13 protein-coding genes are annotated in these 12,882 nt (G+C 72.5%); 7 read left to right on the top strand and 6 right to left on the bottom strand.

The genetic code is table 11. The features are described from left to right. Nucleotides 1–140 precede the first annotated feature (140 nt). On the bottom strand, nucleotides 141–1,349 hold the full coding sequence (locus G6R25_RS06760) for an acyl-CoA dehydrogenase family protein (protein WP_163552291.1): 1,209 nt from the start codon (nucleotides 1,347–1,349) through the stop codon (nucleotides 141–143). Beyond that, the gene (locus G6R25_RS06755) at nucleotides 1,324–2,382 is read right to left on the bottom strand and encodes an HpcH/HpaI aldolase/citrate lyase family protein (RefSeq protein ID WP_235947639.1); all 1,059 of its coding nucleotides are present in this window, start codon (nucleotides 2,380–2,382) and stop codon (nucleotides 1,324–1,326) included. Before G6R25_RS06755 ends, G6R25_RS06760 begins: the two co-directional genes overlap by 26 nt. A 197-nt stretch (nucleotides 2,383–2,579) precedes the next feature. On the opposite strand from G6R25_RS06755, the gene G6R25_RS06750 reads away from it, so the two are divergent. Together G6R25_RS06750 and G6R25_RS06745 are read left to right on the top strand one after the other, a co-directional pair. Continuing rightward, nucleotides 2,580–3,929 carry a magnesium transporter MgtE N-terminal domain-containing protein gene (locus G6R25_RS06750; RefSeq protein WP_163552290.1) on the top strand — a complete coding sequence of 450 codons (1,350 nt, stop codon included), beginning with the start codon at nucleotides 2,580–2,582 and terminating at the stop codon, nucleotides 3,927–3,929. Further along, nucleotides 3,926–4,552: a DUF1003 domain-containing protein gene (locus G6R25_RS06745; RefSeq protein WP_235947636.1), complete on the top strand. Its 627-nt coding sequence runs from the start codon at nucleotides 3,926–3,928 to the stop codon at nucleotides 4,550–4,552. Before G6R25_RS06750 ends, G6R25_RS06745 begins: the two co-directional genes overlap by 4 nt. Before the next feature lie 62 nt (nucleotides 4,553–4,614). Here the strand turns inward: G6R25_RS06745 and G6R25_RS06740 are convergent, their stop codons facing one another. Continuing rightward, on the bottom strand, nucleotides 4,615–4,971 hold the full coding sequence (locus G6R25_RS06740; RefSeq protein WP_163552289.1) for a chorismate mutase: 357 nt from the start codon (nucleotides 4,969–4,971) through the stop codon (nucleotides 4,615–4,617). A 343-nt stretch (nucleotides 4,972–5,314) separates the two neighbouring features. Here G6R25_RS06740 and G6R25_RS06735 point away from each other — a divergent pair, with 343 nt between their 5' ends. Both G6R25_RS06735 and G6R25_RS06730 read left to right on the top strand, forming a co-directional pair. Beyond that, nucleotides 5,315–6,166, top strand: a complete 852-nt coding sequence (locus G6R25_RS06735) for a RecB family exonuclease (RefSeq protein ID WP_163552288.1) — start codon at nucleotides 5,315–5,317, stop codon at nucleotides 6,164–6,166. 90 nt (nucleotides 6,167–6,256) lie between these two features. Then, the gene (locus G6R25_RS06730) at nucleotides 6,257–7,465 is read left to right on the top strand and encodes a pyridoxal phosphate-dependent aminotransferase (protein ID WP_163552287.1); all 1,209 of its coding nucleotides are present in this window, start codon (nucleotides 6,257–6,259) and stop codon (nucleotides 7,463–7,465) included. A gap of 41 nt (nucleotides 7,466–7,506) precedes the next feature. On the opposite strand, the gene G6R25_RS06725 is transcribed toward G6R25_RS06730, so the two are convergent. Then, on the bottom strand, nucleotides 7,507–8,187 hold the full coding sequence (locus tag G6R25_RS06725; RefSeq protein WP_163552286.1) for a hypothetical protein: 681 nt from the start codon (nucleotides 8,185–8,187) through the stop codon (nucleotides 7,507–7,509). 52 nt (nucleotides 8,188–8,239) lie between these two features. Here G6R25_RS06725 and G6R25_RS06720 point away from each other — a divergent pair, with 52 nt between their 5' ends. Next, on the top strand, nucleotides 8,240–8,659 hold the full coding sequence (locus tag G6R25_RS06720) for an antibiotic biosynthesis monooxygenase family protein (protein WP_163552285.1): 420 nt from the start codon (nucleotides 8,240–8,242) through the stop codon (nucleotides 8,657–8,659). 43 nt (nucleotides 8,660–8,702) lie between these two features. Here G6R25_RS06720 and G6R25_RS06715 read toward each other — a convergent pair whose 3' ends face one another. Both G6R25_RS06715 and G6R25_RS06710 read right to left on the bottom strand, forming a co-directional pair. Further along, nucleotides 8,703–9,794, bottom strand: coding sequence for a hemolysin family protein (locus G6R25_RS06715; RefSeq protein WP_163552284.1), 1,092 nt, complete (start codon nucleotides 9,792–9,794; stop codon nucleotides 8,703–8,705). Continuing rightward, nucleotides 9,791–11,170: a hemolysin family protein gene (locus tag G6R25_RS06710; RefSeq protein ID WP_163552283.1), complete on the bottom strand. Its 1,380-nt coding sequence runs from the start codon at nucleotides 11,168–11,170 to the stop codon at nucleotides 9,791–9,793. The genes G6R25_RS06715 and G6R25_RS06710 overlap by 4 nt, the downstream gene beginning before the upstream one ends. A gap of 295 nt (nucleotides 11,171–11,465) precedes the next feature. Between G6R25_RS06710 and G6R25_RS06705 the strand changes: the two genes are divergently transcribed. Together G6R25_RS06705 and G6R25_RS06700 are read left to right on the top strand one after the other, a co-directional pair. Next, nucleotides 11,466–12,437, top strand: coding sequence for a ParA family protein (locus tag G6R25_RS06705; RefSeq protein ID WP_163552282.1), 972 nt, complete (start codon nucleotides 11,466–11,468; stop codon nucleotides 12,435–12,437). After that, nucleotides 12,434–12,820, top strand: coding sequence for a hypothetical protein (locus G6R25_RS06700; RefSeq protein WP_235947633.1), 387 nt, complete (start codon nucleotides 12,434–12,436; stop codon nucleotides 12,818–12,820). Before G6R25_RS06705 ends, G6R25_RS06700 begins: the two co-directional genes overlap by 4 nt. Nucleotides 12,821–12,882: the final 62 nt, after the last annotated feature.

Here is a 12,882-nt window from a genome sequence, read left to right as displayed (position 1 = left end):
ACATTGATGTCACGCAAAGCGACAAAACGTTACCGGGAAAGGCTCAGTGTGCTCCTGTCCCGGATGGTCGGTCATGAGCAGGTTACGCAGGTCGGACCGGGCGGCCGCGGAGACGGCCCGCACCAGCGTCGTGCGCTGCGTCAGCGGGTGCCGTCGTACTCCCGCAGCAGAGCTCGGCTGATGATCCGCTTCTGAATCTCGGAGGTGCCCTCGCCGATGAGCATGAACGGAGCCTCCCGGTAGAGGCGCTCGATCTCGTACTCCTTCGAATAGCCGTAGCCGCCGTGGATGCGGAACGCCTCTGTCGTCACCTCGTGGCAATACTCGCTGGCCAGGTACTTCGCCATCCCGGCGGAGACGTCGTTGCGCTGCCCCGAGTCCTTCTTGCGGGCGGCGCTGACCATCATCAGATGGCCGGCCTCGACCTTGGTCGCCATCTCGGCGAGTTTGAAGGCGATGGCCTGATGCTCGGCGATCGGCCGGCCGAAGGTGCGCCGGGTCTGCGCGTAGGCGATGCCGAGCTCGAAGGCGCGGATCATGATGCCGCAGGCCCGTGCGGCGACGTTGACCCGGCCGACCTCGACGCCGTCCATCATCTGGTAGAAACCCTGGCCGCGGCCGTCGGCGCCGCCGAGGATCGCCGCGGCCGGCACCCGGTGGTCGGTGAGGATCATCTCGGTCGTCTCGATGCCCTTGTAGCCGAGCTTGTCGATGCTGCCGGGAATGGTGATCCCGTCGTGGGTGCCGAAGCCCGGTTCCTTCTCCAACAGAAAGGTGGTCATGTTCCGGTAGACCGAATCCGCGCCCTCGTCGGTCTTCACCAGGGTGGCGACGATGCCGGCCCGCGCGCCGTTCGTCAGCCACATCTTCTGCCCGTTGAGCACGTAAGCGTCGCCGTCGCCGACTTCCCGGTCGGCCCGGGTGGTGATGGCCGCGACGTCCGAGCCGCAGCCGGGCTCGCTCATCGAGAACGCGCCGCGCAGCTCGCCGGTCGCCATCCGCGGCAACAGCCGGCTGTGCTGATCGGCGGTGCCGTGCCGGCCGATCAGGTAGGCGACGATGAAATGGGTGTTGACGACCCCGGCGACGCTCATCCAGCCCCGGGCGATCTCCTCCACGACCAGCGCGTAGGTGAGCAGCGACTCGCCCAGCCCGCCGTACTGTTCGGGAATGGTGATTCCGAACAGCCCCATCTCCTTCATCGACGCGACGATCGATTCCGGGTATTCGTCGGCGTGTTCGAGTTCGGTGGCGAACGGAAGGATCTCCTTGTCGACGAATGTGCGCACCGCCGCGAGGATGTCGCGCTGCACGTCGGTCAGGTCATCGGTCTGCGCTATCCGGCCCATCGGTCGTCCCCCTACTGCGGCCTGGAGTGGCTGCCTGGAGTGGCTGCCTGGAGCGGCTGGCTGGAGTGGCTGGCTGGCGTTCGACGTCGACCGGCGGCTCGAACTTCCGCGTGCGGGTAAGTCCCGCGGCGCGGCCCTTGCCTGCGACGACCTCGGCCATCTTGCGGCTGGCCTCGTCGATCATCTCGTCGCCGAGCATCACCGCGCCGGTCAGACCGCCCTCGGCCGAGGTGTGCCAGGCGTAGGCGTCCATGATCAGTTCGGCGTGGTCGTAGTCGGCCTGACGCGGGGCGTAGATCTCGTTGGCCGCCTCGATCTGGCCAGGATGAAGTACCCATTTCCCGTCGAAGCCCAGGGCGGCCGAACGGGCGGCGGTTGCCCGGAAACCGTCGTTGTCGCGGATCTGGAGAAAGGGGCCGTCGATTGCCTGCACCCCGCGGGCGCGGGCCGTTTCCAGAATCTTGAACAGTACGTAGTGGAAGGGATCGCCCGGATAGTCCGGACTGAGCGTGCCGACTGTGAGAGACGGCATGTTGATCGACGCCATGAAGTCGGCGGGGCCGAAGATGATGGTCTCGATCCGCGGGCTGGCGAAGGCGATCTCGCGCACGTTCGACAGGCCGAGCGCGGTCTCGATCTGCGCCTCGATCCCGAGCCGGCCGACCTCGAACCCCAGCACCTTCTCGATCTGGGTGAGCAGCAGGTCAAGCCACGCCACCTGGGCGGCGGACTGCACCTTCGGCAGCATGACGCAGTCCAGGTTCGCCCCGGCGCCCTCGACGACCTCGATGACGTCGCGGTAGGTCCAGCGGGTCGTCAGGTCGTTGACCCGGACGACCCTGGTCCGGCCCGCCCAGTCGCCCTCGTTGAGCGCCGCGACCACGTTCGCCCGCGCGGCTTGTTTCGCGGCCGGTGCCACCGAGTCCTCCAGATCGCAGAACACCTGGTCGGCGGGTAGGCCCTGGGCCTTGCCGAGCATCTTTGTCGAGGAGCCGGGGACGGCCAGGCACGAACGGCGGGAACGCTGCGACATGATCTTTATGCTATCGACTCGTCACTCATCGTGCTCGACATCGGTCCGGGATCCGGAGGTGACCGCCCAGGCGGGCGGGTATGCCGGGGTCGGGGTTGCGGGATGCGCCCGCGCGGGTAGCCTCCGGCCGTGAACAGGTCTGCGGCGACGGCCCGCGGCGGTATGTCCGCCCACGTCGGAAGCGGTCGGTGACCCCGATGCCCACGCGTCCGGCCCAGTCCAGGGTGTACTGCCGCCGCCTGGTCGGCCTGCTCGTCCTCGACCCGAACGGCGACCAGGTCGGCCGGGTCCACGACGTCATCGTCACGCTCCGCCTCGGTCACGAGCCGCCGCGCGTGCTGGGCCTCGCGGTCGAGGTCCAGCGGCGGTCGATCTTCGTGCCGATCGGGCGGGTCACCGGCGTGGAGTCCGGCGCGGTCGTGCTCTCGTCGGCCCGGCTGAGCTGGCGGCGCTTCCAGCAGCGGCCGAACGAGACCCGGGTCCTCGGTGAACTGCTCGACCGCCGGGCGACGTTGCTGTCCTCGGGCACCGAGGTCACCGTCGTCGACGCGGCGATCGAGCCGATCCGCGGCGGGGACTGGGTGCTAGACCAGGTGGCGGTGCGCAAGGGGCGGGGCCGGCGCGGCGAGGTCCGCACCGTCGTCTGGGACGAGGTCACTGGCCTGTCGCTGGCCGAGGGAGGCCAGGGCGCGGCAAACCTGCTGGCCGCGTTCGAGAAGCTGCGCCCCGCGGATCTCGCGACCCTGCTGCACGACCTGTCCGAGAAGCGGCGCGCCGAGGTCGCCGCGGCCCTCGACGACGAGCGGCTCGCCGACGTCCTGGAGGAACTACCCGAGGACGAGCAGGTGGAGCTGCTCGGCGGGCTCGCCGAGGAACGTGCCGCCGACGTGCTGGAGGCGATGGGCCCCGACGACGCCGCCGACCTGCTCGGCGAGCTACCCGCAGAGGACGCCGAGCGGCTGCTGCGGCTGATGGAGCCGGACGAGGCCGCCAACGTGCGTCGCCTGCTGCGCTACGCCGACGACACCGCAGGGGGGATCATGACCAGCGAGCCGGTCGTGCTCGCCCCGAACGCGACGGTGGCCGAGGCGCTCGCGCGCATCCGCGAGCCGGAGCTGTCCCCGGCGCTGGCCGCGCAGGTCTACGTGGTCCGCCCGCCGTATGAGACGCCCACCGGGCGCTACCTGGGCCTCGCGCACTTCCAACGGCTGCTGCGGGAGCCGCCGTCCACCCTGGTCGGCGGGGTGATCGACGTGGACATCGTGTCGCTGCGCCCGGAAACCCCGCTCGCCGAGGTAACCCGGCATCTGGCGTCGTACAACCTGGTCGCCGCGCCGGTGCTCGACCGCGGCGGCCGGCTCGTCGGTGTGGTCACCGTCGATGACGTTCTCGACCACACGCTGCCGGCCGACTGGCGCGAGCGCCAGCTCGAATCCGACATCGACATCGACGTCAGCACGACGCCGGGCGCGCTCCCCCCGCCCGCGAGCGGCGGCGAACCGGGCGCCCTGGGCGGGGTGGGCGCCAGCCGGCCGGCGGCTCCGTGAGACGCCGGCGCCGTGGCTCGCGCCTGGACCAGCCGCGGCTGTCGCGGCGTGCGTCGCTGCGGCCCGCCTACGAGTCGGACGCGTTCGGCCGGATCGCCGAGCGGGTGGCCCGGTTCATCGGAACGGCGCGCTACCTCGTCGCCCAGAGCATCGTCATCGTGCTGTGGGTCGCATACAACATTTTCGTCCCCAGCTCCGGGCGGTTCGACGAGTTCCCGTTCATCTTTCTGACGCTGGTGCTGTCGCTGCAGGCCGCCTACGCGGCGCCGCTCATCCTGCTGGCGCAGAATCGGCAGGACGACCGGGACCGGGCGAACCTCGCCCAGGACCGAGAGCAGTCGGTCCGCACCCGCGACGACACCGAGTACCTGGCCCGCGAGCTGGCCGCGGTGCGCATCACCATCGGCGAGCTGGCCACCCGCGACTTCCTGCGCTCCGAGCTGCGCGCCCTGCTCGCCGAGCTGGACACGGCCGACCGCGACCATGACCACGACCGGGAACGGCGCGACCGGCGCCGGCGCCGCGAGGGCGAACGCCCCGCCCGCCGCGACCGGGCTGTTGCCGCCGAGCAGGCTCCTGCCGAGAAGCGGGTGCGCGACTGCGACCATGGCGTCGAGGGATGAATGCGGCCTTCCGGCCGCAGGTCAGACCGCCCTTCGGCGCGTTCCCGTGCCCAACCCAAGCCCTAGGGCTTGGACGCCGCGCCGCGGCAGAGCGTCAGCACCGCCATCGCGATCTCGACGCCGCGGGGACCCAGCTCGTCTGCCCAGACAGCGATGATCTCGTTTTCCCGGGCGTGCTCGATCCGGGGGCCGCCCTCGGCCGAGCGCAGCGCCTGGATTTGCTGGGACAGGTCGCGGCGGGTGGCGAGCAGCTTGCGCAGGCGGGCGTCGATGTCGTCGATGTGCTGGCGACCCTGCGCGATGTTGCTGATTGTCAGTGACTCGTCCGCGATCGGCGCGCGCGTCGCACCGGTGAGCGTGGCGCCCGGCGCTGCGGGTGCGGGGATCGCGGCGTCGTGACGGTCGACGAGGTTGTCCACGAAGGGGCCTTTCGATCGGAGGCCCGGCGCAGCCCAGGCCAAGAGAACCCGGGTGAGGACCGGGCCTGGGTCTGACGCTCGTACCGCGTGAGGTCAGCGGTGGAGCGGGGACCGTGCCCGGTCCCCATAAAACGGAGGCAGCAGTGCGCCGTGACGCGAGGTTCGGCTGCACTCCATGCAGCAAGCATGCCAGCCCGGCGGGGATCCGTCCAGGAACCAACGTGGCGCCGCAGTCACCCCTCTCGCCCCAGATCCGCCCGCGTCGAGGCGTCGCGGGCGGTGTGCCCGCACGCCTGGCAGGCTCGGTCTCTACCCGGTTCCCCTGACGCCTGGAGGCGTTCTGATGGCACAGATGGAGCTCGCCGGCATGCCTCGCAGGCTGTTCGCCTGTACGCCGTCGCGGTTGGCCGCGTTCGAGGACTGCCCCCGCCGCTACCGGATGATCTATCTGGACCGGCCGCGCCCGCCGAAGGGTCCGCCGTGGGCGCACACCTCCGTCGGCGTCAGCGTGCACAACGCGCTGCGCCGATGGTGGGAGGAGCGGTTCGAGCGGCGCATCCCGCTGCGCGCCGCCGAGCTGCTGCGCCTGGGTTGGGTCGACGAGGGCTTCCGCGACCCCGAGCAGTCGCAGCGCTGGCGGGAGCGGGGCGTGCAGATGGTCCGCGGGTATGTGGCCGGCCTGGACCCGGCGGCCGAACCGCGCGGGGTCGAGCGGTCGGTCGCCACCCGCACCGAGGCGTTGGCCTTCTCCGGCCGGGTGGACCGCCTCGACGACCGCGACGGCGAACTCGTCGTCGTCGACTACAAGACCGGCCGGCGGCCCGTCACCGACGACGATGCCCGCACCTCGCCGGCGCTCGCCCTGTACGCGCTGGCCGCGGGCCGGATGCTGCGCCAGCCCTGCCGGCGGGTCGAGCTGCACCACGTGCCCACCAGCACGATCGCCGTCGCCGAGCACACCGAGGGCAGCATCGCCCGCCATGTCCGGCGCGCCGAGTCCGTCGCGGCCGATGCCGTCGCAGCGACCGAGGCCCTGCGCGCCGGCGGCGACCCCGATGAGGCCTTCCCGCCGCGTCCCGGCTCGCTGTGCTCGTGGTGCGACTTCCGCCGGCTGTGCCCGCAGGGCCAGGCCGCCGGCCCCGTGCGCCAGGCCTGGGACGCTCTCGGTGAGGATCCCGGCCCCGCGGCACCGTGAGCGCCCCGCGGGCCGGCGGCCTCCGGGCCGAGCGGCGCGGCACCGGCCACCCAGGCGACCCGGCCGTCTGCCGGATGTCACCATGGGGCGGTGTCCGAGCAGACCACCGCCCCCGCCCAGCCGCGGATCTCCGCGAAGGCGATGACCTTCACCGAGTCCGTCATCCGGGACATGACCCGGCTCGCCCTCGCGCATGACGCGGTGAACCTGGCCCAGGGATTCCCTGACTTCGCCTGCCCGCCCGAGCTGAAGGAGGCGGCCAAGGCCGCCATCGACGCGGACGTGAACCAGTACGCGATCACCTGGGGGGCGACGGAGTTCCGCGCCGCGGTCGCCGCGAAGGTGGGGCGGACCTACCCGGGCTGGTCGGTCGACCCGGACACCGAGATCTGCGTGACCTGCGGCTCGACCGAGGCGATGATCGCCACCATGCTGGCCCTGGTCGACCCGGGCGACGAAGTGATCATGTTCGAGCCGTTCTACGAGAACTACGGCCCCGACACGATCCTGTCCGGCGCCCGCCCGCGGCTGGTCCGCCTGCACGCCCCCGACTGGTCGATCGACCCGGCGGAGCTGCGCGCGGCCTTCAGCGACCGCACCCGCGCCATCGTCCTGAACACCCCGCACAACCCGACCGGCAAGGTGCTACGCCGCGACGAGCTGGAACTGGTCGCCGAGCTCTGCCAGCGCCACGACGCGCTGGTGTTCACCGACGAAATCTACGAGCACATCCACTACCTCGGACCCGGCGGCCACATCCCGCCGGCGACGATCCCCGGCCTCGCCGACCGGACCGTCACCATCAACGCCCTGTCGAAGACCTACGCGGTCACGGGCTGGCGGGTCGGCTGGACGATTGCGCCGCCCGCCTACACCTCGGCAATCCGCAAGGTCCACGACTTCCTGACCGTCGGCGCGGCGGCGCCGTTGCAGGCCGGCGGCGTCGCAGCGATGGGCCTGCCGCCCGCCTACTACGACGGGCTGGCCGAGCAGTACCGCGTCCGCCGCGATCTGCTGTGCGCCGCGCTGGCCGACACCGGGTTCACGTTCCGGGAGCCGGACGGCGCCTACTACGTGATGTGCGACACCAGCGCGATCGACCCGGACGGGGACGATGCGGCCCTGGCCCGGCGGCTGGTCACCGACATCGGGGTGGCGACCGTGCCCGGCTCGTCGTTCTTCGCCGATCCCGCCGACGGGCGCCACATCATCAGGTTCGGCTTCCCCAAGAAGCTCTCCACCCTGCAGGCCGCCGCGGACCGCCTGGCCCGGCTGGCCCGCCCCGCCACCGGCGGCTGATCCGGCGCTCGGGCCGGGGCGGCATCCACCCGGCGTCGGGGTCACAGCGTCGGGGTGGACGCCGCCGGGGCCGGCTGGGTGGGCAGCCGATAGCCGGTTCTGGCGGCGCGGGCGTGCCCGGCGCGCAGCTCGCGGTCCAGCTCGGCGAGCTCGGCGCGGACCCCGCCGCGCACCGACCGGCCGAGCAGCGCCGGGCGGGCACTCATCGCCGCGGGTTCGGGCGGGGCGTATCGGCCACGCAGGTACTCACCGATCCACCGGCCCTGCGCGCCGGCCAGCTCCGGGGAGCCACCGACGTGGAAGACCCAGGCGGCCGCCAGGTCGAACACGCCGCTGAAGCGGGGCGAGCCCGGCCCGCCGGGCCCCAGCCGGTCGGTGCCGTCGCCCAGCACCACCGCGTCGAACACGCCGAGCAGGTCGCCGGCCCCGGCCCCCGCGGCGGCCGGGGCAGCGGACGCCGCCGAGGTCTGGGAGTCGGCCCGGGCGCCGTGGACCTCGAAGGGCGGCGCCGCCGCCGAGCCGGCCGCCAGCCGCAGGGTGTCGGTCGACACCGCGACGACCCGGTCGGCGCAGCCGTAGGCGGTGAGGCGGGCATGGGCGGCCGGCGGCACGTGGCCGGGGGAGTAGACGGTGACCGCGAGCCCCCCGTCGACGAGGGAGATCGTCGCGGCGGCGGTGGCCGCGTCCATGCCGAGGACGGCGACGTGGGGAAGACCTGTCACGTCGGGGCACTCTAGTGGCGCGGCCGGGGGACCTTCGCACTACGGTGAAGACATGAGCGTCGTCAAGATCAATGCGCTGACCGTGCCCGCCGAGACGCGGCCTGCCCTGGAACAGCGGTTCGCCGGTCGGGCCGGGATGGTCGAGCAGGCCGACGGGTTCGAGTGGTTCGAGCTGCTGCGCCCGATCGAAGGAACGGACACCTACCTCGTCTACACCCGCTGGCGCAGCGAGGAGGACTTCCAGAAGTGGCAGTCCTCGCAGGCGTTCGAGGAGGGCCATCGCCGCGCGGCCGCCGAGGCCGCGGTGAACGCACCGGCCGGGTCCGGCGCGCCGGCCGGCGGTGCTGATCACGGCGGTGCGGGCGGTCCTGGGTATCCTGGGGGTCACGGTGGGGCCGGCGCTCCCGCGGCGACCGGGGCCACGCTGTGGTCGTTCGAGGTGGTGCAGTCGGCGGCACCCGGCTCCGACTGAGACCGCCGCCTGCGGGGCTGCGTCGGGGGTGACCGGCCCGCGATCAGTCGCGGTGGCTGGCGTCGGTCACCTCGCCGACGAACTGCTCGACCACGTCCTCCATGGCGATGACGCCGACGGTCGTTCCCGCGGCGTCGACGACCCGGCCCAGATGGCCGCCGGCGCGCTGCATGCGGCGCAGCACTCGGTCCAGGGACGTGTCCGTGGCCAGCTCCACCATCCGGTGCAGCCGCAGTGGGGCCAGCGGGGTATCGAGGTCCTCGGGGGCGATTCCCAGGACGTCCTTGGCGTGCAGGAACCCCGCGATCTCCATGCTGTCGGCGGTGCCCCGGCCGGAGCCGGCGTCGGAGCTCGGCGTGGTCGCGGCGTCGGGTGCCCGTACCGGGAACCGGGAGTAGCCGGTGCGGGCGACAACGTCCTCCAGTTCGCGGGCGGTGGTGGTCCAGGCGATCGTCACGGCCTGCGCGAGCGGGATCATCACTGCGCCCGCGTCGCGGTCGGAAAGCTCGAGGGCGCTGGTGAGCCGCTCGTGTTCGGCCTGTTCGAGCAGCCCCTCCTGCTTGGACTCGGCGATGCTGGCGGCCAGCTCCTGCGGGGTGTAAGCGGAGGCGAGCTCGTCGCGGGGCTCGACCCTCAGCAGTCGCAGCACCCGGTTGGCGACGGTGTTCAGCAGGAGCACGAACGGCGAGGTCGCCCGGGCGAAGGCGATCAGCGGGGGCCCGAGCCAGACCAGAGCCCGTTCCGGTCCGGCGATCGACAGGTTCTTCGGCACGATCTCGCCGAGCACGATGTGCAGCGCGGACACGATGGTCAGCGCGACCGCGAAGGCGATCGCGTGCTGCGCCGCCGCGGGGACGGCGAGCGTGTGGAGCAGGTCCGTCAGCAGATGCGCGACCGCCGGCTCGGCGACGGCGCCGAGGGCCAGTGAGCACAGGGTGATGCCGAGTTGGGTCGCGGCGAGCAGCGGTGAGAGGTGCTCCAGCGTGCCGATGACCGAGCGGGCCCGCTTGTCGCCGGCCTCGACCATGGGTTCCAGCCGGTCGCGGCGCGCGGAGACGAAGGCGAACTCGGCGCCGACGAAGAACGCATTGCCGGCGATCAGCGCGAGCCCGGCGACCAGCGCAAGCAGGGTCAAGATCCGCTCTCCGCCCGGGACTGTCGTGCCTGGGAGGTCCGCAGGGGCGGGGCGGTCAGCCGCACCCGATCGATGCGATGCCGATCGACGGCCACCACCGTCAGGATGATGCCATCGGTCTCCACCTGCTCCCCGACCGCGCCGAGATGGCCGAGGCGGGCGAGAACCAGCCCGGCGACCGTCTCGTACGGCCCGTCGGGCAGCCGCACGCCGGTGGCGTCGGCCGCCTCGTCGGGTCGTAGCAGCCCGGACACCAGCCAGGAGCGCGGCCCGTCGGGCACCACCCCCGGTGTGCTCGGCAGATCGTGCTCGTCCGACACCTCGCCGACCAGCTCCTCGACGAGGTCCTCCAGGGTGACGATGCCGGCGGTTCCGCCGTACTCGTCGATGACGGCGGCCAGCTGCAGCCCGTGTCGGCGCAGCCGGGAGAGCAGCGCGTCGCAGCCCAACGTGGCGGGCACGAGCAGCGGCGGGACCATGATCTCGTGCACGTCCACCGTGGCGCGGCGCGCGGCCGGGATCCGGAAGACGTCCTTGACGTGCACCACCCCGACCACCCCGTCCCCGTCCCCGGCCTGGTCGCCGTCGGGCTGGTCGTCGTCGGGCCGTCCCCGTACGGGGAAGCGCGAGTGCCCGGATTCCTGTGCCACCCTGAGCAGGTCGGCGACGTGCATGTCGGCGTCGGCCCAGACGGTCTGCACCCGCGAGGTCATCACGTCGGCGGCATGGCGGTCGCCGAAGCGCAGCGACCGCCGTAGCAGTGCGGCCGTCGAGGTCGGCAGGGTGCCCTGGCGGGCGGAAGACCGCACGATCGAGTCGAGTTCCGCGGGGGACCGGCCGGCGTGCATCTCGTCCTGGGGCTCGACCCCCAGCGCGCGCAGGATCGCGTTGGCGACCCCGTTCAGCAGCCGGATGAGCGGACCGCACAGCCGGGAGAACCAGACCTGGGGCCAGGAGACGGCCCGGCCCACCCGCAGCGGCTCGCTGATCGCCCAGTTCTTCGGCACCAGCTCGCCGAAGACCATCTGGCTCACGGTCGCGACGAACAGGGCACCGATGAGCGCGAGCGCCGAGCTTGGCGCGTCCGGCAGGCCGACGGCCTGCAGCGCCGGGTGGATGAGGGTGGCCAGCGCCGGCTCGGCGAGGTAGCCGACGGCCAGCGAGGTCACCGTGATGCCGAGCTGCGCGCCGGAGAGCTGGAACGACAGCGAACGCACGGCCCGCAGGACGGCCTGGGAGCGCCGGTCGCCGGCGCGGGCGGCGCGCTCCGCCTGGTGCGGCTCGATCGCGACGAGGGCGAACTCCGCCGCCACGAACAGCGCGTTGGCGGCGATCAGCACCACGACGATCGCGAGGTAGACGATCGCCTGGATCACCCGGTGCCGCCGGTGCCGGCGGGCTTGGCCTGCATCAACCTGGTATCGGTCTGGAGGCCAGCAGTCAGGCCGGGGAGGCGCCCCGCGTGGTTCACCGGTGAATGTCCTTTCCGCGCTACCCGGCGAGGCCGGCCCGCACACCGCGGCAGGGCCACGGTACGTCCGCGTCTCGCCCGGTCGGCGCTCGGCTGCCCCTGTCCGGTCTGTGCCGGTTGGCGCGCGGGCGGCGGGGCGCGTCGAGATTTTGGGACGTCAAGTGTTGTGACTATGCGACTACGCATACACACTCTGGGTTGTGGCACACGTACTTGCGGTAGCGAACCAGAAGGGTGGCGTCGCCAAGACGACCTCCGTGTCCAGCCTCGGCGCCGCGCTGAGCGAGCTGGGGCGCCGCGTCCTGCTGGTGGATCTCGACCCACAGGCGTGCCTGACCTTCTCCCTCGGCCTGGATCCCGATACCCTCGAGCTGTCCGTGCACGATGTGCTCCTCGGCCGGCTCTCCGCGGGTATCGTGATCACGAAGACCTCCGACGGCATGGACCTACTGCCAGCGACGATCGAGCTGGCCGGCTGTGAGGCGGTGCTGCTGTCGCGGACCGGCCGCGAGCACGCGCTACGGCTCGCCCTCGCCGAGGTGATCGACACCTACGACTTCGTGCTCATCGACTGCCCGCCGTCGCTGGGTGTGCTCACCATTAACGGGCTTACCGCCGCCGACGAGGTGATCGTGCCCCTGCAGTGCGAGACGCTGTCGCACCGCGGCGTCGGCCAGCTCCTCGACACGGTGCACGACGTGCAGCGGCTGACGAATCCGGGCCTCGGGGTCCGCGGCGTCCTGCCGACCCTGTTCGACGGGCGGACAGCGCACTGTCGGGCCGTGCTCTCCGACGTCTCCGCGCGGTACGACATCGCCGTGCTGGCACCGCCGATCGCCCGTTCCGTGCGTTTCGCGGAGGCGCCGGGCACGGGCCGGTCGATCCTGTCGACGGCGCGGCGTTCCAAGGGCGCCGAGGCCTACCGGGCGCATGCCCGGGTCATTGCCGAGGTGCGCGGGGAGGCCGCGGCGCATGCGGGTTCCGCCGGCATCGCGGTCGAGCCGACCCGTATCGGAGCGGCGACCACCACGGGGGGGTCCGTTGTAACCGGGCCGCTCGAGGAGGCACCGCTCGAGGAGGCAGGCCGCGAGGCGGCGACTCTCGAAGCGGTGGTACGCGAACCGGCTCGGGGTGAACCCGTGCCGGTCGGGGCGGACGGGGCCCGCGTGTGAGTGCGGGGGCGAGCGGACCGTCGCGGTCGCCGCGGGCCGAGCAGCGCGCCTCCGCCGGGTTCGACCGGCTGCGGCCGCGGGGCTTCCGGCCACCGGTGGTGACGTCGATCCCGCCGGGCCCGTCGGTGGGGCGGGACGCGCATGGCAAGCGTGCGCTTTACAGCGGGCTGCGGCCGGCGACCCCGCCGAACACGAGCCTGCGCGTGGAGTGTTCCCGCTGCGGGCAGACGAGTCTGCTCGGCACGTGGCCGGCGCTGCGGGCCCTCACTCCCAGCGTCCACCTGCCGCTGGTGCGGCCGCGGCATCCGTCGTTGCTGCGCTGCCCGACCTGCCGGCGGGTGAGCTGGGTGCGGCTGGGACTGCACGTGCGGCCGGCGAGCTGAACAGCTCCCGGATGGGGGCCGCCATTCCAACGCCGGGCCAGGGGGCCACGCGGGCCGGCGTT

Source organism: Candidatus Frankia alpina, from assembly GCF_902806485.1.
In the GTDB taxonomy this organism is placed as follows: domain Bacteria; phylum Actinomycetota; class Actinomycetes; order Frankiales; family Frankiaceae; genus Frankia; species Frankia alpina.
The sequence above is the reverse complement of the archived record's forward strand: the minus strand, read 5'-3'. Positions and strand labels throughout refer to the sequence as shown.

Excerpts from the sequence above, each read along its gene's own strand:
- G6R25_RS06760 (WP_163552291.1), bottom strand. The coding sequence starts at position 1,349 with ATGGGCCGGATAGCGCAGACCGATGACCTGACCGACGTGCAGCGCGAC.
- G6R25_RS06755 (WP_235947639.1), bottom strand. The coding sequence starts at position 2,382 with ATGTCGCAGCGTTCCCGCCGTTCGTGCCTGGCCGTCCCCGGCTCCTCG.
- G6R25_RS06750 (WP_163552290.1), top strand. The coding sequence starts at position 2,580 with ATGCCCACGCGTCCGGCCCAGTCCAGGGTGTACTGCCGCCGCCTGGTC.
- G6R25_RS06735 (WP_163552288.1), top strand. The coding sequence starts at position 5,315 with ATGGCACAGATGGAGCTCGCCGGCATGCCTCGCAGGCTGTTCGCCTGT.
- G6R25_RS06720 (WP_163552285.1), top strand. The coding sequence starts at position 8,240 with ATGAGCGTCGTCAAGATCAATGCGCTGACCGTGCCCGCCGAGACGCGG.